Annotated in this window: 18 protein-coding genes; 8 read left to right on the plus strand and 10 right to left on the minus strand. The window is 33.9% G+C overall.

All coding sequences use genetic code 11. The features are described from left to right. Window positions 1-411 precede the first annotated feature (411 nt). The 6 genes from hutH (at window position 412) to ASE21_RS22295 (ending at window position 6135) form a co-directional block, all read left to right on the plus strand. Window positions 412-1926: a histidine ammonia-lyase gene (gene hutH, locus ASE21_RS10295; RefSeq protein WP_057122576.1), complete on the plus strand. Its 1515-nt coding sequence runs from the start codon at window positions 412-414 to the stop codon at window positions 1924-1926. Between the two features lie 48 nt (window positions 1927-1974). Next, the gene (locus ASE21_RS10300; protein ID WP_012024643.1) at window positions 1975-2619 is read left to right on the plus strand and encodes a DUF47 domain-containing protein; all 645 of its coding nucleotides are present in this window, start codon (window positions 1975-1977) and stop codon (window positions 2617-2619) included. 30 nt (window positions 2620-2649) lie between these two features. Further along, window positions 2650-3981 carry an inorganic phosphate transporter gene (locus ASE21_RS10305; RefSeq protein WP_057122577.1) on the plus strand — a complete coding sequence of 444 codons (1332 nt, stop codon included), beginning with the start codon at window positions 2650-2652 and terminating at the stop codon, window positions 3979-3981. A gap of 249 nt (window positions 3982-4230) precedes the next feature. Beyond that, the gene (locus ASE21_RS10310; RefSeq protein WP_057122578.1) at window positions 4231-4746 is read left to right on the plus strand and encodes a hypothetical protein; all 516 of its coding nucleotides are present in this window, start codon (window positions 4231-4233) and stop codon (window positions 4744-4746) included. A gap of 31 nt (window positions 4747-4777) precedes the next feature. Further along, entirely contained in the window at window positions 4778-5275 is a 498-nt protein-coding gene (locus ASE21_RS22290; RefSeq protein ID WP_242410251.1) for an SMI1/KNR4 family protein, read from the plus strand. Between the two features lie 140 nt (window positions 5276-5415). Then, window positions 5416-6135 carry a hypothetical protein gene (locus ASE21_RS22295; protein WP_242410252.1) on the plus strand — a complete coding sequence of 240 codons (720 nt, stop codon included), beginning with the start codon at window positions 5416-5418 and terminating at the stop codon, window positions 6133-6135. A 54-nt stretch (window positions 6136-6189) separates the two neighbouring features. Here ASE21_RS22295 and ASE21_RS10320 read toward each other — a convergent pair whose 3' ends face one another. The 3 genes from ASE21_RS10320 to ASE21_RS10330 form a co-directional block, all read right to left on the minus strand. Beyond that, window positions 6190-6708 (minus strand): DUF421 domain-containing protein, encoded by a 519-nt coding sequence (locus ASE21_RS10320; RefSeq protein WP_057122579.1) that lies wholly within the window; start codon window positions 6706-6708, stop codon window positions 6190-6192. 96 nt (window positions 6709-6804) lie between these two features. Then, window positions 6805-8175: a 30S ribosomal protein S6--L-glutamate ligase gene (gene rimK, locus ASE21_RS10325; protein WP_057122580.1), complete on the minus strand. Its 1371-nt coding sequence runs from the start codon at window positions 8173-8175 to the stop codon at window positions 6805-6807. Window positions 8176-8315: 140 nt separating this feature from the next. Continuing rightward, the gene (locus ASE21_RS10330) at window positions 8316-10862 is read right to left on the minus strand and encodes an ATP-dependent Clp protease ATP-binding subunit (protein WP_057122581.1); all 2547 of its coding nucleotides are present in this window, start codon (window positions 10860-10862) and stop codon (window positions 8316-8318) included. Window positions 10863-11119: 257 nt separating this feature from the next. Here ASE21_RS10330 and gyrA point away from each other — a divergent pair, with 257 nt between their 5' ends. After that, on the plus strand, window positions 11120-13759 hold the full coding sequence (gene gyrA / locus ASE21_RS10335) for a DNA gyrase subunit A (protein ID WP_057122582.1): 2640 nt from the start codon (window positions 11120-11122) through the stop codon (window positions 13757-13759). Window positions 13760-13807: 48 nt separating this feature from the next. Next, window positions 13808-15079, plus strand: a complete 1272-nt coding sequence (locus ASE21_RS10340; RefSeq protein WP_057122583.1) for a tetratricopeptide repeat protein — start codon at window positions 13808-13810, stop codon at window positions 15077-15079. 71 nt (window positions 15080-15150) lie between these two features. On the opposite strand, the gene ASE21_RS10345 is transcribed toward ASE21_RS10340, so the two are convergent. The 7 genes from ASE21_RS10345 to ASE21_RS10380 form a co-directional block, all read right to left on the minus strand. After that, window positions 15151-15570 (minus strand): OsmC family protein, encoded by a 420-nt coding sequence (locus ASE21_RS10345; protein ID WP_057122584.1) that lies wholly within the window; start codon window positions 15568-15570, stop codon window positions 15151-15153. Window positions 15571-15804: 234 nt separating this feature from the next. Next, window positions 15805-17796 carry a DUF349 domain-containing protein gene (locus ASE21_RS10350; RefSeq protein WP_057122585.1) on the minus strand — a complete coding sequence of 664 codons (1992 nt, stop codon included), beginning with the start codon at window positions 17794-17796 and terminating at the stop codon, window positions 15805-15807. Window positions 17797-18042: 246 nt separating this feature from the next. Further along, window positions 18043-18792 carry a hypothetical protein gene (locus tag ASE21_RS10360; protein WP_057122587.1) on the minus strand — a complete coding sequence of 250 codons (750 nt, stop codon included), beginning with the start codon at window positions 18790-18792 and terminating at the stop codon, window positions 18043-18045. Between the two features lie 64 nt (window positions 18793-18856). Beyond that, window positions 18857-19606 (minus strand): shikimate dehydrogenase family protein, encoded by a 750-nt coding sequence (locus tag ASE21_RS10365; RefSeq protein WP_057122588.1) that lies wholly within the window; start codon window positions 19604-19606, stop codon window positions 18857-18859. A gap of 2 nt (window positions 19607-19608) precedes the next feature. After that, entirely contained in the window at window positions 19609-21003 is a 1395-nt protein-coding gene (locus ASE21_RS10370) for a tetratricopeptide repeat protein (RefSeq protein ID WP_057122589.1), read from the minus strand. A 157-nt stretch (window positions 21004-21160) separates the two neighbouring features. Beyond that, complete coding sequence (locus ASE21_RS10375) at window positions 21161-22354, minus strand: aspartate aminotransferase family protein (protein WP_057122590.1); 1194 nt, start codon at window positions 22352-22354, stop codon at window positions 21161-21163. A gap of 233 nt (window positions 22355-22587) precedes the next feature. Then, on the minus strand, window positions 22588-24267 hold the full coding sequence (locus tag ASE21_RS10380) for an OstA-like protein (protein ID WP_057122591.1): 1680 nt from the start codon (window positions 24265-24267) through the stop codon (window positions 22588-22590). Between the last annotated feature and the right edge of the window lie 218 nt (window positions 24268-24485).

The following is a 24485-nucleotide window of genomic DNA, read 5'->3' on the forward strand; positions in this document are numbered from 1 at the left end:
ATAATTGCAGATTGATATTTTATGCTGTTACTTTTCATTTTTGATTTTTCAAAATTACAGCTTTTTATAAAAGTTAAAAACCTAAAAAGCCTTTTTGCGAATATTTTAATAATTCAAATCCTTAGATTTCAATATTGAGCATTTGTTAAAATTAGATATGTTAAGTTGCCGTTTTGACAGATTTCAAGGTGCGATTTTAAGAAATAAACCAAAGCTGAGCATCTTTTTTGATATGAAATTATGTGATTTTAAGTTAAAAACCTCCTGAATTACAGCTTTGTTTTGTATGATTATTATTGTGAAATAATTAAAATGGTTAAATCTGTTCTGTTCAAATTTTAATTATTGTGATAAAATGTTGCTTTTTAATATTGATTTGTTGAATTTTGACATCTTAAATTTAAAAATGTCATGAGAGAAATCCATTATATTAGTACTGAAACCATAACTTTAGAAACACTGCACGAGATTTTAGCAAATGATAAAATGCTTGAGCTGTCTGAAGAGGCAAAGGTCAATGTTCAAAAATGCCGTGATTATTTAGATAAAAAAATGGCATCGCATACTGCGCCTATTTATGGAATTAATACCGGTTTTGGATCTTTATATAGTGTAAAAATCTCCAATGAAAACTTATCAAAACTTCAGGAAAATTTAGTTAAATCTCATGCTTGCGGAACAGGAGAAGAAGTTCCGTCCGAAATTGTAAAAATGATGCTGCTGCTTAAAATCCAATCTTTAAGCTACGGACATTCCGGTATTCAGTTAATTACACTGCAGCGTTTGGCAGATTTTTATAATAACGATATTCTGCCTGTAATTTATACACAAGGTTCACTTGGAGCTTCGGGAGATTTAGCACCTCTGGCTCATTTATCTCTTCCTTTAATAGGAGAAGGCGAAGTTTATTTTGAAGGTAAAAAAGTGGCTGCGGCCGAAGTTTTAAAACATTTCAACTGGCAGCCGATTGTTTTACAGTCAAAAGAAGGTTTGGCATTATTAAACGGAACACAGTTTATGAGTGCTTACGGAGCACACATTTTAATTAAAGCTTATAAATATTCATATCTGGCAGATTTAATCGGAACAATTTCGTTAGAAGCTTTTGACGGAAGAATTGAGCCGTTTAACGAATTGATACATTATATACGTCCGCATAAGGGCCAGATTGTAACAGCGCAGCGCATAACAGAATTTTTGGACGGAAGCGAAATTATCGTTCAGGAAAAGAAACATGTTCAGGATCCTTATTCTTTTCGCTGCATGCCGCAGGTTCACGGTGCTTCAAAAGATGCGATTGATTATGTTAGAAAAGTATTTAAAACGGAAATCAACTCCGTTACAGATAATCCAAATATATTTATTGAGGCGGATCAGATTATTTCCGGTGGAAATTTTCACGGTCAGCCTTTAGCACTGGCTTTAGATTTTATGGCAATTGCGCTGGCAGAATTAGGAAGTATTTCTGAAAGAAGAACCTACCAGTTAATTTCAGGGTTACGTAATCTTCCTGCTTTTTTAGTAGATAATCCGGGATTGAATTCCGGTTTTATGATTCCGCAATACACCGCAGCAAGTATTGCAAGCCAGAACAAGCAGCTGGCAACTCCGTCAAGTATTGACAGTATTGTTTCCAGCAATGGTCAGGAAGACCATGTAAGTATGGGAGCTAACGGAGCAACAAAAGCCTTACGAATTTTAGACAATTTAGAGCGTATTTTAGCAATCGAATTACTGAATGCTTCACAGGCAATTGCTTACAGGGAGCCTTTAAAATCAAGTGATTTTATCGAAATGTTCCTCAGCAGTTACAGAGAAGTCGTTCCATTGGTTAAAGAAGACAGAATTTTACATATAGATATTGAAAATACAGTTTTGTTCCTAAAGAGTTTCCAAATAGAAAACGATTTGTTAACAATGGCTTAACATTGTAAAATATTATTGAAGTAATTTTGCACTATCAAAAATATAAAAATGTCAATAAACAGTATTTTCCAATTTTTAGTGCCGAAAGACAAGAAATTCTTTCCACTTTTTGAAGAGGCTTCAAGCAATTTAATTGAATTAGCTTCTAACTTACACGAAGCTGTAAACCTTCCATTGAAAGAAAGAGAAATTCTTTTTCAAAAAATTGACGAATTAGAACAAAAAGGAGAAGACATTACACGTCAGACCAATTTAGAGTTAAGCAGAAACTTTATCACTCCATTTGACAGAGAGGATATCCATACATTAATTACTTCTATTGATAACGTTGCCGATTACCTTCACGGTGCGGCAAGCCGTATGAGATTGTATCAGGTTGATAAGATTACAAAATCTATCAGAAAAATGACTGAAATCAATCTTGAAGCTTGTCAGAATATTGACAGCGCAGTTAAAGAATTAAGAAATCTACAGAATTTTAAAATCATTAAGGATGCTTGTGCCAGAATTAACAAACTGGAAAACAAATCTGATAATGTATATAACAAAGCAGTTTTTGAAATTTTTGAAAACGAAACAGACGCTAAAAATATTATTAAATATAAAGAAGTGTTATCTGTTTTAGAATCAGCAACAGACAAATGTAAGAGTGTTGCGAACATACTGGAATCTATTTCTGTAAAACATTCTTAATTCAATTTTTCATTCTGAAGTTATAATTTTATGACGCTACTTATATTAATTATAGTATTAGCCTTAATTTTTGATTACATCAATGGTTTTCATGATGCGGCAAATGCTATAGCGACTGTTGTTGCAACAAAGGTTCTGACACCTTTTCAGGCGGTTGTCTGGGCAGCATTTTTTAACTTTTTGGCTTATTGGGTTTTCGGATTTGGTGTTGCAGATACTGTTGCTAAAACAGCGCACACAATGGAAATTAACCTGGTTGTAATTCTTGCCGGAGTAATTGCGGCAATCTGCTGGAATTTATTGACTTGGTGGCTAGGGATTCCTTCAAGTTCTTCTCATACTTTAATTGGAGGTTTTGCAGGAGCTGCGGTTGCGCATGCTATTGCAGTTCATGGTTTTTCTGGTTATGTTGGAGAAGACGGAGCAACACATTACTGGTATGAAATTGTAAGCTGGTATAAGGCTGGAAAAGATGGCGCAATGCCTTCCGGAGTTCTTATTATCATTGCTTTTATTGTTTTGGCACCATTATTAGGAGCTTTGGCATCGTACTTAATCTCGATTTGGCTGTTAAATGCTTCCCGTAAAAGTATTGGTCCAAAAATATTCACAATAGTTTTAATGATCGCCACGGTTTGGTTTGTATATTCTCAAATGGTTCCTTATTCTGAGATAGATAAACCGAGATTTTCCTCTCACTTTTGGAGTGTAGCTTTTGAAGGTCATAATATAAAATGGTTTTTAGTTGCTTTTATTATTTTAACAGTAAGTGCATTTTGTTTGATATTCAGTAGTTTAAATCTTCATCAGGCAGATGCTGCTTTGAAAAAAATGCAATTGTTATCTTCTGCGGCATTTAGTTTAGGTCACGGAGGAAATGATTCACAAAAAGTAATGGGTATTATTGCAGCAGCTGTTGCAGTTTATATTAATACAAATCATGGTGTGCATATGGATGCCTGGCTGGATGTTGTTTTACCTAATGAAGATTTAGGAATTAAAGGACAAATGCCAAGCTGGATTCCGTTAGCATGTTATTCTGCAATTGCAGCAGGAACTTTAAGTGGTGGATGGAAGATTGTGAAAACAATGGGTTCTAAAATCACAAAAGTAAGTTCTTTTGAAGGTGTTGCTGCAGAAACTGCCGGAGCCCTGACACTTTATTTTACTGAACACTTAAAAATTCCGGTGAGTACAACGCATACTATTACAGGATCTATTATTGGTGTTGGATTAACAAAACGTGTATCAGCAGTTCGCTGGGGTGTTACAGTAAGTTTAGTCTGGGCGTGGATCCTTACTATTCCAATTTCAGCAATTTTAGCTGGTTTGGTTTATTTTGTACTAAGCGTATTTATTTAAAAAAGATTATTGTAAAATGTGGATGTAAATCACATTTGTTAACATAAAAAAAGGCCGATTTCAAATTGAAATCGGCCTTTTTTTATGTTTGTGTTCAGATCAATAATTGTCTTAAAATGAAAATTAAAAAACTTTTAGGGGATATTTTTAAAGTGTAGTAACAAGACCTTTGCAAAAAAAATAGAGCAGTATTGAAATGATGCTTATTTCAACAAGAGCTTAAATTGTTTAATAAAAAATAAAATACAAATGCAAAGAATTAATAGTTTTGCTGCTTCAATTGCGGCTTTAATGTTTATTGGTATCGCTTTTTGTTCTTGTGGTAACACTACACCGGATGATATGAGACAGGCTTATTTATTGCAGGATCAGGCTAAAGTTACTGACACTCCAAATGAAAAAACAGATCCTATTTCTTATTTTGTACAAGAATGTGTAAACATAACGTTGTCAGGTATTAAGACAGATAAATTAAAATATTTTTCAAAAGAAAAAAACGATACAATTTTGATTATTGTGAAGGTAGGTGATATGAAAGGTATTGAAAAATCATCCAGAAAAGAATTGTTGTACGCTGTTGAAGACTGCTTAAAAGCGGCTGATTCTTTAAATAAAAAGAAAATTTATATTGATGTTGAAGGAAGATTTAATACATTATTAGTAAAGAGCCCAGTTAAATCGGATTTAAATGGCAAATATGCAGATAGTGATTTAATTTTACCATTTTATGGAAAATCTGTAATTCCTAATAAAGCAGCGAAGTAATTTAAAAGCTAAATTTTATCATAATATAAATATGAACCCTGAAAACTTGGATCAAATAAACAGAATCAAAAAGAAACTCATTTTAGCAAAAGATGCTGATAAAGAATTTGAAGTATTTGGTGCAAGTTCTCATAAATATGAAATAGGAGAAGCAGTTACAGCTGATGAAATTTTGAAGTTCGAAAAAGAATATAATCTTGATCTTCCGGAATGTTACAAAGAATTTTTAATGAATATTGGTAACGGAGGAATATCTTATCAAAATTCTGCTGCTGGACCTTCATATGGGATATTTCCTTTTGGTGAGCATATTGAGGAATTGATTTATATGAATCCTGAAAACTGTCTGGCGAAAAATTGTGTGATATATCCAAAGATGAGCGATGAATTCTGGAAGGAATTAACACGCAAAATTGATGAGAATGAAGATATTTCAGATGAAGAATTTGATGAGGAATTAGGTAAAATGTTTGCGGGAATTTTGCCTAAGGAAGCCAAGGCTGTTCGTATTATTATGGTCTTGTTTTAAATGGAGAATTTAAAGGAAAAGTAGTAGGAGTTGATTTAGACAGGCAAAAACCTTACTTTGTTTTCGAATCCAATTTTTTAGACTGGTACGAGCGCTGGCTTGATGAAATTACGGCTGAAAGCCGAACTGAAGATCGCGATTTGTTTAATTACACATTGGGCGGTTCGGTGTCGCATATTTTAAAAGTGTATGTTTCAACAGAAGATGAGGAGATTAAATTGGAGTGTTTGTCTGGAATGCTGCGTAAGAAGAAAATAGATTTAGAAGCTTTAACGTTTTTAGACAAAGAGTTTAAAGCAAGCAATGTGGAAATTCAAAAAAGAATTCTTCAAGTGCTTGCCAAATTTGATTATAATCTGGCACGTCCTTATTTGATTGATTTTGTAAAAAGTGATTTATTAACCGTTTTTCAAACTGTATTTTGGTACGTAAAAGATAAAAGTGCTGATTGGCTAGATGTGATTAATGAAAATGCTGTCAAAATAAACGATAATGAAACATTTTGTTTTTGTACCTATTTGTTAAAAGAAAGTGGTGCTGATTATGGCACTTTTTTAATTCCGTTTGCTTCACATCAAAACGTTGAAATACGGGTACAAGCTTATTATTCACTTGGTCTTTTGAAGAATAAGACTGATTATCTGGATACTTTTATTTTGGGTTTAAATGATGAAGCTAATAGGGTTGTTCATATTACTTTACAAGCTTTAGACGGTGTAAAAGATAAAAGACTTTTGAAGTATTATAAAACCATTGCTGAGCGTTTTCCGGAGGAACAAGATTATGTTTTAGCGAATCTAAATCATCGACTTAAAGATTTTAGTTTAACCAATAAAACGATAAAAAAAGTCAATTATTAAAATCCTGAAATATGAAAGACCGATTTTAAATTGAAATCGGTCTTTTTATTTGAATCAAAACTTCTGCAGATTTTTTCGATTATGCCGACGCTTATAATGCGTCTGCTTTAAATTTTTTTGATCTTCAGAAATAATACTTATTGTACCGTCAATTTCCAGCATTGCGAGTTTTACGTTCTTAAAAAATTCTATTCCGTGTTCTCTCATGGCCTCTTTTAATTCTTCATCAGAAATATCAAGTCTGCTTAGGGCTTTAAAATCCAGCTTTCCGTCGTGAATTAAGATTTGAGGTTTATCAAGCAACAACTCGCCAAAAACTTTGTATTTGCGGGTTAGTTTTTTAATAATAAAATTGATAATAAACAAAACAAAAGCGGCGACCAATCCGCCAATTAGACTTGTATCTGGTCCAACCATTGCATTTTGAACAGAGTTGCTGATTAATAAAATCAGAATTACATCGGCTGTATTTAACTGCGAAAGTTCTTTTTTGCCAAATATGCGTAAAGCTATTGTCATGAAAAAATAAACAGCAATACTTCTCAAAACAATATCTAAATAAGGAAAATCCATATTTTTTATTTTAAAGTTAAATAAAAAAGCTTTGCCAAAGTTGTAAACTTTGACAAAGCTGCTAAATTATTTATATAGGATTAAGCTGAAATGAACTTAACTGAGCTTGAAATTTTTTTCGATTGCTTTAATCATTTCTCCGGCAATATCTTTGTTTGTCGCGCCTTCGATTCCTTCAAGACCCGGAGAAGAGTTAACTTCAAGTAATAACGGTCCTTTTGATGAACGGATAATATCGACTCCTGCTACTTTTAAGTCCATTGCTTTTGCGGCTTTTATAGCAATCTTTTTTTCTTCAGAAGTTACTTTAATGACAGATGCAGTTCCACCAAGATGAATATTGGCTCTAAATTCGCCCGGCATAGCTTCACGCTGAATGGCGGCAACCACTTTTCCATCGATCACAAAACAGCGAATATCTTTTCCGTTTGCTTCTTTAATAAATTCCTGAACTAAGATATTGGCATTTAAACTTTTAAAAGCATTAATAACACTTTCTGCAGCTTTTTTAGTCTCTGCCAAAACAACACCTTTTCCCTGCGTTCCTTCTAATAATTTTACAATTAGAGGTGAACCGCCCACCATTTTAATAAGATTGTCTGTATCCAGCGGAGAATTAGCGAATCCGGTTGTTGGAATGTCAATCCCGCTGTTTAGAAGTAATTGTAATGAATATAATTTATCCCTGGATTGTGTAATGGCTGTAGCAGAATTTAAGCAGAAAACCTTCAAAGCTTCAAACTGACGCGTTAAAGCACAGCCGTAAAAAGTAATACTCGGTCTGATGCGTGGAATAATAGCATCAAACTGATTCAGGATTTTTCCGCCTCTGTAATGAATTTCAGGAGTTTTGGCGTCCAATTTCATGTAACATTCTTTGATATTCAAAAAATGCATTTCATGTCCTCGCATTTCGCCGGCTTCCATGATTCTTTTATTGCTGTATAATTCCGGATTACTGGCTAAAAGACCAATTCTTAAACCGGAACTTGCTTTTTCTGAGTTCTGGTATAATTCTTTTAAGGCTTCGGTGGTAGGCTGTCCAAGTAAATATTTTTCTTCCGGATCAACCAATACGCGTCCGCTCATGGCTTCACGTCCTAAAAGCATTCTGAAACCCATTGAGTCACGATTGGTCAAAGTCATTTCAATCGGCCATTTTGCATCGCCAATTTTTAAATTTGTCTGAATAACATAACGATGTTCTCTGTAACCGCTTGAACTTTTTACAATTCGTTTGTCTACCAGCGGAGCTTCACAGTGAATAATAGTTTTAATGTTATTCTGAATCGGGTTAATATCAAATTTTACCCAATTAGCATCATTTTTTATAAAAGGAGCTATGTTTATGGCGTGCATTGCCGAAGTTTTGGCACCAGAATCTACACGAGCCTTTATTGTCGGGATTCCAAGTTCTGGAAATGAGCACCATTCTTCGCTGCCTAAAATGACTTTGTTTTGAAGCATACTTTGTTTTTTTGTTATAAAATTTGAATCCAAAAATAGCTATTTGCTTTTACTAAAGATAGTAAATTATCCAAAAAAAATACCCGTTAAGTTATGAAAACGTAACGGGTAGATTATTTTTGTTATAAATTTTGACTAATTTATTGATTTGTCGGCTCTTCGGCTTTATGAATTTCTACCGAAAGTTCTTGTGAATCTTCTTTTAAATCCATCATAATTTCATCTCCTGAATGTATTTTCGAAGTGATGATTTCTTCTGCTAACAAATCTTCAACATATTTTTGAATTGCTCTTTTCAGCGGTCTTGCTCCAAATTGCTTATCAAAACCTTTTTCGGCAATAAATGCTTTGGCTTTGTCTGTTAAGCTTAATTTGTAACCTAACTCTGCAATACGGGAATATAGTTTTTTCAATTCGATTTCGATAATCAAATCAATATCTCCTTTTTCAAGTGCATTAAAGACAATTACATCATCAATCCTGTTTAAGAATTCCGGAGCAAAAGTTTTTTTCAATGCATTTTCGATAATGCTTTTTGAGTTTTCATCAGCCTGCGCTGTTCTTGCAGCGGTTCCAAATCCAACACCTTGTCCAAAATCTTTCAACTGGCGTGCACCAACGTTAGAAGTCATGATAATAATAGTATTTTTAAAGTCAATTTTGCGACCTAAACTATCTGTTAAATATCCGTCATCTAAAACCTGAAGCATCATGTTGAAAACATCCGGATGCGCTTTTTCGATCTCATCTAAAAGTACAACACAATATGGTTTTCTACGAACTTTTTCAGTTAACTGACCACCTTCTTCATAACCAACATATCCCGGAGGCGCTCCAACTAAACGCGAAATAGCAAATTTCTCCATGTATTCACTCATATCGATACGAACTAACGCATCTTCAGAATCGAATAATTCTTTTGCTAAAACTTTTGCTAATTGTGTTTTACCAACTCCGGTCTGACCTAAGAAGATAAATGAACCAATTGGTTTATTAGGATCTTTAAGTCCGGCTCTGTTACGCTGAATAGAACGTGCAATTTTAAGAACAGCATCATTTTGACCAATTACTTTGTTCTGAATTAATTCAGGTAACTGTGCTAATTTGTTGCTTTCTGTTTGTGCAATTCTGTTTACAGGTATTCCGGTCATCATCGACACAACATCGGCTACATTATCTTCTGTAACTTCAATTCTGTTGTTTTTAGAATCTTCTTCCCATTGTTCTTGTGCTAATGCAAGATCTTTTTCGATACGTTTTTCATCATCACGAAGTTTAGCAGCTTCTTCATATTTTTGTTTTTTAACAACCATATTTTTAAGCTCACGAACTTCTTCCAGCTGACGTTCTAAATCAAGGATTTGTTTTGGAACATCAATATTGGTAATGTGTACACGAGATCCGGCTTCGTCCATTGCATCAATAGCTTTGTCCGGTAAGAAACGCTCAGACATATATCTGTTTGTTAACTTAACACAAGCTTCAATTGCTTCTGGAGTATATGTTACGTTGTGGTGATCTTCGTATTTGTCTTTTACGTTATTCAGAATAGCGATTGTTTCCTCAACAGAAGTTGGTTCAACAATTACTTTTTGAAAACGTCTTTCAAGAGCACCGTCTTTTTCAATATATTGTCTGTACTCATCCAGAGTAGTAGCACCAATACATTGGATTTCTCCTCTTGCTAATGCAGGTTTGAACATGTTTGAAGCATCAAGTGATCCTGTTGCTCCTCCGGCTCCTACAATAGTATGGATCTCATCAATAAAAAGAATGATATCGTCGTTTTTTTCAAGCTCGTTCATTACGGCTTTCATTCTCTCTTCAAATTGTCCTCTGTATTTAGTTCCGGCAACTAAACTTGCCAAATCTAATGTTACAACACGTTTGTTAAAAAGAATACGGGATACTTTCTTTTGAATGATGCGAAGAGCTAGTCCTTCTGCAATAGCAGATTTACCAACTCCCGGTTCTCCAATAAGAAGCGGGTTGTTCTTTTTTCTTCGGCTTAAAATTTGTGAGACACGTTCAATTTCTTTTTCGCGTCCCACTACAGGATCGAGTTTTCCTTCTTCAGCCATTTCTGTTAAATCTCTCCCAAAATTATCTAAAACCGGAGTCTTAGATTTTTTGTTTGACTTATTGGCTGGATTATTAAAACTACTTTCCTTTAGACTGTCATCTTGTCCTGAATCGTCATTGTACGATTCGTTTCTTGGCAAGTTTTCTAAGAATTCTTCTTCGTTTGGCGTCATGTTTAAATATTGTTCTTTAGCTATGTCATAATCTATTTTTAGCTTATTCAACAGCTTGGTTGTTGGATCGTTTTCATTTCGTAAGATACATAAAAGCAAATGAGCTGTGCTAATCGACGAACTTTGAAATACTTTAGCTTCCAGAAAAGTGGTCTTCAGTGCCCTTTCGGCCTGTCGGGTAAGATGAAGGTTTTTCTTTTCGGCATTTACTTCAACGCTGTGGTTGGCGGGACTCAGTATTTCTACCTTCCTGCGTAAATGGTCTAAATCGACTGCCAGGTTATTAAGTATATGAATAGCTTTTCCGTTACCATCTCTTAAAATGCCCAGCATTAGATGTTCAGTACCAATAAAGTCGTGTCCTAAACGAAGGGCTTCTTCCTTACTGTACGTAATAACATCTTTTACTCTTGGTGAAAAATTATCATCCATAATATATAATTGGTATTGTAAATTTAATGAATTACAGTTTTAAAAACAAAAACCATACCCATCGAGAACTACTGTCAGCTAATTGACAAAAAAAATAACAATAAAAGCGTTAAAAAACGCTTAATTTATTAACCAAAAGCCAAATAAAAGTTGTTAATAAATCATTTAAATAAGTGTAAGGAAATAGCTGAAAAAATTTTAAAAAAACGTATCTTGGCACGCTTTGAAACTAAATAATTATTTAAACATAACAACTTATGTCTGAAGGAGAAAAGTTAATTCCTATTAACATTGAAGATGAAATGAAATCAGCTTACATCGATTATTCGATGTCAGTAATTGTATCGAGAGCACTTCCTGATGTTAGAGATGGCTTGAAACCAGTGCATCGAAGAGTTCTTTACGGAATGTATGATTTAGGTGTAACTTCAAGATCTGCCCACAAAAAGTCTGCAAGAATCGTGGGAGAGGTTCTGGGTAAGTATCACCCTCATGGTGATACCTCTGTTTATGATGCAATGGTTCGCATGGCTCAGGAGTGGAGCCTGCGATATTTATTAGTTGATGGTCAGGGTAACTTTGGTTCTGTCGATGGAGACAGCCCCGCAGCAATGCGTTATACGGAGGCTAGAATGCGCAAGATTTCTGAGGAAATTATGGCAGATATTGAAAAAGAAACAGTTGATTTTCAGTTAAACTTTGATGATACTATATATGAGCCAAAAGTAATGCCTACAAGAGTTCCTACTTTATTAGTAAACGGAGCTACAGGTATTGCGGTTGGTATGGCAACTAATATGCCTCCCCACAATTTAACAGAAGTTATCAATGGTACATTAGCTTATCTTGATAATAACGATATTGAAGTAGATGAATTAATCACACATATTAAAGCTCCGGATTTTCCAACCGGTGGTATAATATATGGATATGAAGGTGTTCGTGAAGCTTTTAAAACCGGTAGAGGACGTATTGTAATGCGTGCAAAAGTTGGTTTTGAAGAAGTTGACGGAAGAGAATGTATTATTGTTACTGAAATTCCATATCAGGTTAACAAAGCTGAGATGATTAAACGTACAGCTGATTTAGTTAATGATAAAAAAATTGACGGTATTGCCAATATCCGTGACGAGTCTGACAGAAATGGTATGCGTATCGTTTACATCCTTAAACGTGATGCTACGCCAAACGTAGTTTTAAATACCTTATATAAGTATACACAATTACAATCATCTTTTAGTGTAAATAATATTGCATTAGTAAAAGGGCGTCCTCAGTTGTTGAATCTAAAAGATATGATTCACTACTTTATTGAGCACCGTCATGATGTAGTAGTAAGAAGAACACAGTTTGAATTACGCAAAGCAGAAGAAAGAGCGCACATTTTAGAAGGTCTTATTATCGCTTCTGACAATATTGATGAAGTTATTGCGTTAATTAGAGGTTCGAAAAACACAGATGAAGCAAGAGAGAAATTAATCGAAAGATTCAAATTATCTGACATTCAGGCACGTGCAATCGTAGAAATGCGTTTACGTCAGTTAACCGGTCTGGAACAAGATAAATTAAGAGCTGAATTTGACGAATTAATGAAATTAATCGAGCACTTAAAAGCTTTATTAGCAGACGTTAATTTAAGAACAGACTTAATTAAAGAAGAGCTTATCGAAATTCGCGATAAATATGGTGATGCACGTCGTTCTCAAATTGAATACTCCGGAGGTGATGTAAGTATTGAAGATTTAATTGCAGATGAAAATGTAGTCATTACAATTTCGCATGCAGGTTACATCAAACGTACAAACCTTACGGAATACAAAACTCAAAACAGAGGCGGAGTTGGTCAAAAAAGTGCCGGAACCAGAGACCAGGATTTCCTTGAGCACATGTTTGTGGCAACAAACCACCAATACATGATGTTCTTTACACAAAAAGGAAAATGTTTCTGGATGCGCGTTTACGAAATTCCGGAAGGAAGCAAAACAGCAAAAGGAAGAGCAATTCAAAACCTTGTAAATATTGAAAGTGATGATAAAGTTAAAGCTTTCATTTGTACACAAGATTTAAAAGACAAAGATTATATCAATACACATAATCTTGTAATGGTTACAAAACAAGGACAGGTTAAGAAAACTTCTTTAGAGAAATATTCAAAACCACGTGCCAATGGAGTAGCAGCTATAACAATTAAAGAAGGTGACGAATTACTTGAAGCTAAATTAACGGATGGAGAAAGCCAGATTATTTTAGCAGTTAAATCTGGTAAATTAGTTCGTTTTGAAGAGACTAAGACACGTCCGATGGGAAGAACTGCTTCGGGAGTTCGTGGAATTAGCTTAAAAAATGAGAGCGATGAAGTAATTGGTATGGTTACTGTTGCTAAAAATGATATTGCTGATTCACAAATTTTAGTTGTAACTGAAAATGGATACGGTAAACGTACCAAATTAGTTGACGATGATGGTGAAGATGTTTACAGAATTACAAACCGTGGAGGTAAAGGTGTTAAAACGCTGAATATTACGGAGAAAACAGGAAAACTAATTTCCATTAACGCTGTAACAGATTCTGATGATTTAATGATTATCAATAAATCAGGACTGACAATTAGAATGGCAATTGAGGATTTACGTGTTATGGGACGTGCAACCCAAGGTGTTAGATTGATTAACCTAAAAGGAAAAGATTCTATCGCTGCTGTGACAAAAGTAATGAAAGATGACGCAGAAGAAGTTGTAGTTGATGAAAATGGAAATGTTGTAGAGTCTGCTATCGAAAGAATAAAACCAGATTTAGAAGTTCTTGAAGATGACGGAGCTGCAGAAGAAGATGATGATGATTCTGACGATGTAGTTGAAGACGAAGACGACTCTGAAGAAGAAGAATCGGAGGAATAGGAAGTAAAAACCACAAGAAAATTAAATTAAATATACAAATTGAACATTATGAAAAGTAAATATGTTATACTAGCATCAGCATTACTGATTTCTGTAGCTACATTTGCTCAAAAAGATCAAATTAAAAATGCAGAAAAAGCATTAAAAAGCGGTGATGCACAAGGAGCTCTTGCACAATTAAAAGATGCAGAGAACCTAATAGTGAATGCAAAAGATACTGAGCAGGCGCAATTTTATTTTGTACAAGGAAATGCTTACTTAGACCTTGCAAACAAAAAAGTTGAAGAAAGTAAAAATTTATCTGCTGCTGCAGACAGTTATAAAAAATTAATTGATGTTGAAAAAACTTCTGGAAAACAGAAATACTCAACTCAGGCTGCAGCTTCAATTACAAATATCAAAGGTTTGTTGATTAATTCAGCAATTGCTGATACTCAGGCTAACAAACATTCTGACGGAGCTAAAAAATTATATGATGCCTATTTGTTAGATAAAAACGATACGATTAATCTTTACTATGCAGCTTCTACAGCGGTAAATGCTCAGGATTTTGATACAGCGCTTCCAATGTATGAAGAGTTGAAAAAATTAAACTATTCTGGTAAAGGAACTTTGTATTTAGCTACAAACAAAGCAAATAACAATGAAGATAACTTCGCTAATGCAAAAGAAAGAGATTTAGCTATAAAATTAGGAACTCACGAAAAACCTAAAACAGAAGCTATTCCTTCAAAAAGAGGAGAGATCTACAAAAACTTAGCTTTGATTTTAGTTCAAAAAGGTAAAATCGAAGAAGCTAAAAAAGCAATCGCTGACGCCAGAAAAACAAATCCAGATGACAGTTCTTTGATTCTTACAGAGGCTAACTTGTACCTAGAAACTAAAGATTACGATCAGTATAAAAAACTAGTTGGAGAAGCTTTACAAAAAGATCCAAACAATGCAGATTTAGTTTTCAACTTAGGTGTATTGAGTGCAAACGCAAAAAATAATGCTGACGCTGAGAAATATTATTTAAAAGCAATCGAAATCAATCCAAGCTATACTAATGCGTATTTAAATCTTGCGGCATTAAAATTAGATGCTGAGAAACCAATCATCGACGAGATGAATAAATTAGGAACTTCTGCAAAAGATATGAAACGTTATGATGTTTTAAAAGCACAAAGAGAAGACGTTTTTAAAGGTGTAATTCCTTACCTTAAAAAAGCAAATGAATTAGACCCTAAAAACGAAGATGTTGCTAAAACATTATTAGGAGTTTACAAAGCATTAGAAATGACTGCTGAAGCAAAAGCTTTAAAAGCTACAATGAACTAATTCAGTTATTTCACTTCATAAAAAAACCATTCGCCGCAACGAATGGTTTTTTTTATTTAAGAGAATATTATTTAGCTTACTAATGAAGCAGAAAGTGTTATAGTAGTATTCAGCAGTTTTGAAATCGGGCAGATTTCTTTTGCTTTTGCCGCAGTTTTTTCAAATTCTTCAGCTGAAATTGACGGAACTTTCCCTTTTAAATCTAAATGAATTAAAGTGATCGTGCCATCTTCAAAAGTTACAGTAGCTTCTGTAGACAAATCATCTGCAGTAAATCCGGCTTCATTTAGCAAGAAGCTTAATTGCATCGTAAAACAGCCGGAATGAGCTGCCGCTACCAATTCTTCCGGATTTGTTCCTACTCCGTCTGCAAATCTTGTTTTAAATGATAATTGAGCGTTATCAAGAGTTGTACTTTGCGTACTGATAGTTCCTTTTCCTTCCATACCGGTTCCTTTCCAGTTGGCATTTGCTTTTCTAGTAAATTTCATGTTCTTTATATTTAAAATTAATAGTAATAGTATTGTTTGACAGCCAATTAATAGTGTCTACTCAAATATAAAGAATATTTTTCAGTATTATTTTATCTGTTTGTTATTTGAAAGTAAATTCATAAAAAAAAGATGCAATGAATTTCATTGCATCTTTTAAATTTGTAAAAAAATCAATTCCAGATTGCGTAATCAATTGGAATTTGGAATTAAAAAAAAATGGAATTTTTAATTTTATTCCTGATTTAAGTTTCTTAATTGTTTCAGTTTATCTTTCCAAACCTCAAGGCTTTCTTTGTGAATTGCAATATTTTTACGTACCTCAGTAACAATTGAATTCTCTTTTTTAGCATTTTTAGTATTGGTAAAAAACTGAATGTTATTTTCTAACTGGAAAATCTCATTCTGAACCTCTTCAATTTTGCGCATAATGAAGATTTTTTCATTATCTAACTTACGAGTATCGTTACTGTCTGATAAAGAATCGATCCTGTTAGAAAAACGCATCATTTCAGATTCTTTTTTGCTTAAACTTAATTTCTCAAATAAAGCATCTAAAATTTTATTGAACTTTCCTTCAATGTGGCGTCTTGAAAAAGGCACTTTTCCATAACCTTTCCAGATTTCGATATGCTTTTTAATAGCATCAAGATCTGTTTTATGATCTCCTGTAAGCTGATAAGCTCTCAGCGTATCCAAATAAGCTTTTTTGTTTTCAAAAGCTGCAACCTCATCAGCGTTTTCTTCTGATTTGTGTTCTTTTAATTTATCAAAATAATGGTTGCAGGCATCTTTAAACTCTTTCCAGATTTTATCTGAATATTTTTTAGGAACGTGGCCAATCTGTTTCCATTCTTCCTGAATTTGTTTCATGATTGGAGTAGTAGCAGCAAAATCTGTACTTTCCTGAAGCTCTTTGGCTTTAGCGACAAGAGCTGTTTTTTTGTTTAAATTATCGTTTTGGTCTTTCTTAATGTCTTTGTAGAAAGAATTTTTAAAAGCATTAAAATTTCTAACAGCTGTTTTAAACGCAGCCCAGGTTTCTTCATTCACTTCAGACGGAACTTTTCCTGCGGCAAAAAACTCATTTCTAAGTGTTTCTACTTTCTGAATTTGCACCAGCCATTGCGAGTGCGAATTTACTTTTTCAGTTCCCAAAACCTCAATTTTGGCAATGATGTCTTTTTTAACTTCAAGATTTTGCTGTTCGCTGGCTTTTTGGCTTTCAAATAAAACTTCTCTCTTGTCGTGTATTTTTTTAGTCAGCTCGCTAAATTTATTCCAGATTGAATCTCTGTGTTCTTTGGAAACCGGACCAATATCTTCTTTCCAAAGTCTGTGTAAATCCTGCAATTCACGAAAAGCTTTGCTTACATCAGCTTCATCTACAAGTTCTTCAACCCTTGCAATAATTTTTTGTTTCTGCTCTAAATTATGTTTAAAATCAAGATCTCTTGCTTCACGGTCTAAATGCAGGTAATCGTAAAAGTTCTCTACATGAAAATGGTAGTTATTCCAAACGTGATTGTATTTGTCTTTTGGGATCGCACCGGCATTTTTCCATCTTTCTCTCAAATCGTTAAAATGTTTAAGAGTGTCTTTTATGTTTGCCTGCGGATTTATAAGCTCTTTTAATTCCTCAACAATGGCAAGCCTGTTGTCTAAATTTGATTTTAGATTAGTCTGAAGATGTTTAAAATGAGCATTTCTTTTTTCTCTGAAAATATTATAGTATTCATCAAATTTAGATTTTAAAGGAGAATGATATTCAAATTCCTCATTCGGATCTTCTTTTGAAGCATTAAATTCTTCTCTTTTTTCTTCTAAAAGATGGTTGTATTGTAATAAAAATGATTTTTTAATTTCCTCGATATGATCTTTTACAGACATTGCTTTGTCCAGATTGACCAGTTTTTTAAGTTCATCTACAAGTGCATCCAAAGAAAAAGTATCATAATCCTTCATAGGAATATCATGACGCTCTTTTAGCGTCTCATCTTCACTTTCTTCAGCGTTTGAATTTGTTATGGCATCAAGTGCACTTTGATGATCAGTTTCTTCAATTTCTGCTGCTTCTTCAGCTTTATTTTCAGTATTTGAAGCAGGAGTTTCATTTACAGTTTCAGGCGCTGTAATTTGTACTGTATCATCTTGTGTAGAATCGCCTGTATCGATTCCTGATTTTCCGTCTGCTTCTGGCAGGTTATCATTCTTTTCTTCTAACATTTTAAATGTATAAGGTTTTTACTTTAAACAGTGCGAAAGATAGTAAAGGTGTTTCTAAATACAAAATAAATCGTTTGTTTATGCTGTATTTTGCGATCAAATTCTTATTCTTTAATTCTATTTGCGCATCTGATATGTTAATTTTTGTAAATTATTTGAAAGATATTAAAATTCTGATTTCACATTATTTTTTAGAAAAACGAATTTAAAACACGTTCGAAAATTAAATTTTTGTTTATTCTGAATTTAAAATAAAACCAGCATTCCGGCTTCTACACCAAAATTATAACTTTTGCGATTCCCAAATCCGGCACTCGGATGTAAATATACCATGTCATTTGCAGATATTTTTCTACCAAATTCTATAAAAAAATTATTTGGAAAGCCTTTGTTTATAGCATTATAACGAAAAGCTGCATCTGCCGCAAGCCAGTTTTTTCCAAAAATAAGCATGAAATAATTTTCAAATGAGGTGGTGTTTATATCACTTCGATTGCCAGATCCTGCAAAACTCAGCTGATTTTCCAGAGAAACAATCCAAATTAAGGCTTTTTTATAAAAGTAAGTACCGTAAAATACAGCAGGAGCAAAGACCCATTTTCCAGTTCCTAAAGCCGGGTCAACTGCCGAATTTGAAATTATGCGGGCTCGAAAAGCAATTCCTTCCCGGCGGTCTAAGTAGGGAATATAACTAATCCCGACGCCAATATCTCCAATTCCTGTTTTATTGACAGAAGAAGTATTTGTGGATACCAGCGGAAGATCAATTCTTAAATTCCAGGCCTTATTACCAATAGGATGCAGGAACCGAATTTGTGTAGTATTTAAGGACCCCGAATCGGTATCTAGATATTCATTAAAAAACAGAATGGTTTTAATATAATAATGATATCGGGCTTCTGTATATGGATTTTTCCCCTGTTTTATAGTGTCTTGGGCGTTAATCGAAAAAACGCATATCAGACTCAACCAGTAAAACAGATGTAATTTTTCCATAACTATCTACAAATGAGTAGACTAATGTACGAAATTTACTTTAACTTATTGATTTTTAGGCTTTTTATTTATTCCAGATTTTCCATGCTTTCTCTGCCTGAAAAATAAGCATATCGTATCCGTTTTTAATTACTGCACCTTTTTCTTTTGCATTTTTTAAAAATTGAGTTTCGGCAGGATTGTAAATCAAATCGTAAGCAATGTGTTTTTCTGTAAAAAACTCATAAGGCAGATCAGGGCAGGCTTCGATATTCGGACTTGTACCAACTGGTGTACAGTTGATTATGATTTGAAAATTATCAAAAGTAGTGGCATTGATCAAATTATAATCGATAATATTTTCTTTGGCTTCTCTCGAAACAAAAGTATAAGGAATAGCAAGTTCATCCAGAGCAAAAGCAACTCCTTTTGAAGCACCGCCTGTTCCAAGAATCAACGCTTTTTTATGATGTGGTTCTAATAAAGGTTTCAATGATTTTTTAAAGCCGTAATAATCGGTGTTGTAACCTTTTAATTTCCCGCTTTTGGTAAATTTAATAGTGTTTACAGCACCAATTAAAGCTGCTTTTTTTGATAGTTTATCTAAAAAAGGAATTACCTGCTCTTTATAAGGAATCGTAACATTTAAGCCTTTCAGGTCGGGATTGTTTTTAATTAATCCTTTAAAGTGACTAATTTCCGAAATGTCAAAGTTTTCATAGCTGTTGCCGGTAAAAACTTCATTATTAAATTTTTCTGTAAAATAACCTTTTGAAAAAGAGTAACTAATATTACGGCCCAATAAGCCAAAACGCCTTTTTAAAATATCAATCATTATTATTTTCTATGTTTTTCGATATAATTTCTAACTGCTTTTTTTGTCCATACTACCGGAAACAAATCTTCGATAAGAATGTAATTATCAAAGTTTAAGCGTAAACCATTGCTTAAATGGAATTTTGCTTTTGTATTGTCCTGAATCATAAAGTATAATCCGGCTAAACGATATTCGATTTCGTTTTCTTCCGGAAAATATTCTGATGCCTGCAGTAAAGTCTGAATTGCACTTTCAAATTCACCAAGAAACTGAAGGATATCTACCCAATACAACCAGGTATCAAGAGCATAATCTCCAAATTCAACCGCTTTTCTGTATCCAAACTCAGCTTCTTCAAAAAAGTTCATTTGTTTGTTTATCGTTGCATAACGCTTCCAGTACATGCGATTTTGATTGTCAATGGCCAGCGCCTTATTGACAAAAAACAATGCTTTTTGAAAATTCTTCTGACGAACATGAAAATCCGTAATTGCAATCCAGCCTTTATCTAAAAGTGGATCTTCGTGTACGGTCTGGTTGTAATATTGAAGTGCTTTTACAGCATTTCCAAGTTTTTCATAACATTTACCAATGCGCAGTAAAGCATACGATGTAGCGTCGTCTAACTCAATTGTACGGTTGTAGCTTTCAATAGCCTCATTGTACTTTTTAAGACGCTCGTAGGCTTTTGCTTTTTCCATAAATGCACCCAGAAACTCATCGTCAATTAACGTGGCATAATCAAAAGCACGAATTGCATTTTCATATTCTTTTACACCATAATGCAGTCTTCCAAGCTGATGCCATGCAATTTCGCTGTATGGGTTTTTGTTGATGTACTCGTTTAAATATACGATAGCTTCCTGATTTTGATCTAAAAATTCAAAACAATATACTACGTTATATAAGGCAGACTGATCTTCTAAATCTTCTTCAAGACATTTAATGAAGTTCTCTTTTGCCAGTTCAAGATTATCCATAAAAAGATATTCCATTCCAATCAGGTTGTACACATCGGCGTAATCATCAGTATATTGCAGGGCAATTTTTAATAATTCTACCGCTTTTTCGTGCTGATCTCTTTTAGAACAGATATTGGCTTTCTGGATATAAATTTCCTCGTTGTTCGGTTCAATTGCATACAACTCATTTAAAAGCTTCTCAGCGATATCAAGTTTGTCTTCGTAAACCAGCATTTCTACTTGTACTAATTTTAAGCCTGTAGATTTTGGATGTTGGTCTAATGCAAGTTTTAAGGCCTTTTTTGCTAAATTAGCCTTACCTATATCTAAATAATGAAGAATAATTTCTTCGAATTCTTCAGAATCAAAAAAGAGTACTTTGTTAGTTTTTAACATCGACTCAAATTTTGATAAGGATAGGTTATAATCTTCTTCTTCGTTGCTCAATTGCATACTTTTTTTTTATTTGAAATTAGCCTGTTATAAATTTAGGCAACCATATAATTGATGTGGGGAAGGAAAAATAATTGTTTTGAACAATTTAATTAACAATGAATTTAAGATTTACGCCCTAAATATAACTATAATCTTTTGATATTTAATAGATTATTTATTCATTGTCTGCTTTTAATATTTCATCCATAACTTCTAAAATTATGGCACATCCTTCTTTTATTTCTTCTTCAGAAATTGTCAATGGCGGTGTTATACGAATAGCGCATCCTTCAAACAAAAGCCAGAACAGTATTAAACCTCTATCCTGACAGTTTAAAATAACCTGATTGGTTATATCTGCACTTTCGGTCATTGCGGCAAGCATTAATCCCTTTCCTCTAACTTCTTTTATCAAAGGATGTACCAAAAGCGATCTAAAGAGCTTTTCCTTCTCTAATGCTTCCTGCATTAAATTTGTTTCAGTTAATTCCTGCAAAGTTGCTAAACAAGCTGACGCAATGACAGGATGCCCTCCAAAGGTGGTTATATGTCCCAGTTTCGGGTTTTCTGTTAACAGGTCCATTTTTTCTGCAGAAGCGGTAAAAGCACCAACGGGCATTCCGCCTCCCATTCCTTTTCCCATGACGACGATATCCGGAATTACATCGTAGTTTTGAAAACCAAAAAGCTTTCCGGTTCTTCCAAAACCAGGCTGAATTTCATCTACAATCATCAGTGCGCCAACTTGATCACAGCGTTTGCGGACTTTTTGTAAAAAGTTATTTTCCGGCTGAATAAATCCGGCTCCGCCCTGAATAGTTTCTAATAAAATAGCTGCTGTTCTGGTTGTTATTTTTTCTAAATCGGCTTCGTTGTTGAATGTTATAAAATCAACATCGGGAAGCAATGGTCTGAATGCTTGTTTGCGCTCTTCAAATCCCATTACACTCATAGAACCCATTGTGTTTCCGTGATATGCGTTATGGCATGAAATAAGCTGGCTGCGTCCTGTTGTTCGTTTTGCGAGTTTTAAAGCGCCTTCAATTGCTTCTGTACCTGAATTTACTAAATATGTTTTATTCAGAGATTCCGGCAGGAGTGAAGCCATTAATTTGCAATATTGAACGGCTGGACTTTGTGAGTATTCACCATAAACCATTACGTGCGAATACTTGTCCAGCTGATCTTTTATAGCCTGATTTACTCTTGGGTGCTGATGCCCAAGTGTACAAGCCGAAACTCCGGCAACAAAGTCTAAAAATTTTTTATTGTTTGTGTCGTATATGTAAGAGCCAATAGCGTGCGAAACTTCCATTCCTAAAGGATAGGGAGAAGTCTGAGCCTGGTATTTTATAAAATCTGGATTCATTTTTTTTAAGGTTCAAAGTTGCTGAGATACTTAGGTTCTGAGGTTTCTGTTCCAGTTGTGTGAATTACGACTGAATACTGCGACTAATTTTAACGCAAAGATCGCAAAGATTTGCGCAAAGTTTGTAAGGTTAAAATTAAGATTACATTTCAATGTTTAGATCTCAAAGTTTGTGAACTGAGACTACGATTAACTTTATCACAAAGACTGGAAACTGAGACTGCGACTGAAAACTATTTTTTACTTTTAGGAGTTGCAGCTGCAGCCGGAGCAGGTTTCTTTTTGTCGTAGTTTAAAGTCTCTTTCCTGACTTTCATCGGAACGTTTTTATCCTTTTCTTCCTGTTCTTTTCCTTCTTTAATTAATTTGTCGTTCATTTCATTTTCTTCGTCAGTAAAAATATCATCTTTCGATTTTATTCTTTCATCCCCGCGCCAGACAAAACCACGCAGCTTTCGGGCATTTTCAGGCAGATCTTCTTCGGGAAAAATATCTCCGTCTACACGATTAAAAAATGTAATGGTTTCTACAGCATTATTCTCGAGAATCAGGTTAATTTTACTGCTGACATTTTTATTAATACCAATTAATTCGTTGGCGTCATTCCGCATAAAATAGACAACTTCGGTATTCTTGACGACATCAACATCATGCAGTTTTCCTTCTTTAAACTTTCCGAACAGATTGAGCCCCTTGACCTGGTTATATCCCGTGCCTAAAGTATCTTTTGAGATTAAAAACGTATTATTGATAACTTTTAAGGAATCTAATTTTTTGGTATTATTGTCTCCAATCAGGTGCATTACATCGCCTGTTATCTGGCTGTCGCCATTCCAAAGTATCGGATTTCCAATTAATTTTGTCAAGGCTGTTTTAGAGTTTGAATGTATCGAATCACATTTTCCGCTCATGTCTGTTTTATAAAAACGAACATTTTTAAAAGCTCTTAAAATTCTTTCACCTTCTTTTCCGGTAACCATTAATTTTTGCCCGTGAATGTATACCGAATCATTTTCGACCAAATTAATTGCAACAGCCCTTTTAGTTACAAACATAGAATCTTTTAGCTTATAAATTTCGGCATAATGTCCTTTTACAAGTCCTTTATTAATAGAATCTGTAATTTTTACATTTCGTGTTGCCGAAGCAAATTCGGTATTTCTGTTGTAAAATAAACTGTCTCCTTCAATTAGCCGGTCGTCATATTTTATATACGATTTCCGTAAAAAATGGGCGAGGTTTTTCTTTGTGTCGTAAAAACCTTTTTCGGTATAAATGTAATTTGCCTTACTGGTAATTGTTGATGGACCGAGCAAATAAGTATGTCCGGAATTACTGTAATAATCTAAATGATTTGATTTTATTACATATTTAGGATTCGTAATCGTAACTTCTGTCAAAAACTGGAACTTTTTTTCAGCTACAAAATATTTACCTGATTTACTTACCAGAGTATTGTCTTTATTAACGATTGTTCCTTTTGTATTATAAAAAACTTCCTGCGTATTTCGGTCAAAATTAATAGTGTCTGTCTGCAAAGTAGCATCCGGAGAAGTCATTACGGCATTTCCAGTGGCAAAAGCTTTTTTTATGTTACCGCTGTATTCAGCATATTTACTGTTCAGAAATAAAGTATCACCTTGTACCAGTTGTACATTTCCAAAGGCTTTTAAATAATTCTCTTTCTGAAAATAATACGCTTTATTACAAGTAAGAACCACTCCGTCGTGATTTACTTTTACATTTCCGGTAAGCAGGATTCCATCAGGAACTAAAACCTGATCAACATCTAAAAAATCAGAATGTTCTATGTTGATTTTTTTGGGTGCCTGCGCATTTTTTGAAGCTTGCGCTGAAATGTTTGGAACACTCAATAAAAGCAGACAAAATATAAAAAAGAGTAATTTCTTCAAGTGATTAAATTTTTGTCAAATTTATGAAAAAGGTTATAACCTTAGATTGTTATTAGCATTAATTTATCAATGTTTATTTTTAAGAGGTAAAGGTTCGGAAGAACAAAGGTTCAACGTTTTTTTGATCCTTCAAATCATATATTGCAGATTTTTAAAACTTTGTTCGTCTCAATCTTTGTTCTTTGAGCTTGTCCAAACTTATCAACAAAATCCTTAAC

Origin of the sequence: Flavobacterium sp. Root901, from assembly GCF_001429765.1 — a bacterium.
Taxonomy (GTDB): domain Bacteria; phylum Bacteroidota; class Bacteroidia; order Flavobacteriales; family Flavobacteriaceae; genus Flavobacterium.

Bases quoted from the DNA above. Each gene is read 5' to 3' on its own strand.
- hutH (WP_057122576.1), top strand. From the start codon at position 412: ATGAGAGAAATCCATTATATTAGTACTGAAACCATAACTTTAGAAACA.
- ASE21_RS10300 (WP_012024643.1), top strand. From the start codon at position 1,975: ATGTCAATAAACAGTATTTTCCAATTTTTAGTGCCGAAAGACAAGAAA.
- ASE21_RS10305 (WP_057122577.1), top strand. From the start codon at position 2,650: ATGACGCTACTTATATTAATTATAGTATTAGCCTTAATTTTTGATTAC.
- ASE21_RS10310 (WP_057122578.1), top strand. From the start codon at position 4,231: ATGCAAAGAATTAATAGTTTTGCTGCTTCAATTGCGGCTTTAATGTTT.
- ASE21_RS22290 (WP_242410251.1), top strand. From the start codon at position 4,778: ATGAACCCTGAAAACTTGGATCAAATAAACAGAATCAAAAAGAAACTC.
- ASE21_RS10320 (WP_057122579.1), bottom strand. From the start codon at position 6,708: ATGGATTTTCCTTATTTAGATATTGTTTTGAGAAGTATTGCTGTTTAT.
- rimK (WP_057122580.1), bottom strand. From the start codon at position 8,175: ATGCTTCAAAACAAAGTCATTTTAGGCAGCGAAGAATGGTGCTCATTT.
- ASE21_RS10330 (WP_057122581.1), bottom strand. From the start codon at position 10,862: ATGGATGATAATTTTTCACCAAGAGTAAAAGATGTTATTACGTACAGT.
- gyrA (WP_057122582.1), top strand. From the start codon at position 11,120: ATGTCTGAAGGAGAAAAGTTAATTCCTATTAACATTGAAGATGAAATG.
- ASE21_RS10340 (WP_057122583.1), top strand. From the start codon at position 13,808: ATGAAAAGTAAATATGTTATACTAGCATCAGCATTACTGATTTCTGTA.
- ASE21_RS10345 (WP_057122584.1), bottom strand. From the start codon at position 15,570: ATGAAATTTACTAGAAAAGCAAATGCCAACTGGAAAGGAACCGGTATG.
- ASE21_RS10350 (WP_057122585.1), bottom strand. From the start codon at position 17,796: ATGTTAGAAGAAAAGAATGATAACCTGCCAGAAGCAGACGGAAAATCA.
- ASE21_RS10360 (WP_057122587.1), bottom strand. From the start codon at position 18,792: ATGGAAAAATTACATCTGTTTTACTGGTTGAGTCTGATATGCGTTTTT.
- ASE21_RS10365 (WP_057122588.1), bottom strand. From the start codon at position 19,606: ATGATTGATATTTTAAAAAGGCGTTTTGGCTTATTGGGCCGTAATATT.
- ASE21_RS10370 (WP_057122589.1), bottom strand. From the start codon at position 21,003: ATGCAATTGAGCAACGAAGAAGAAGATTATAACCTATCCTTATCAAAA.
- ASE21_RS10375 (WP_057122590.1), bottom strand. From the start codon at position 22,354: ATGAATCCAGATTTTATAAAATACCAGGCTCAGACTTCTCCCTATCCT.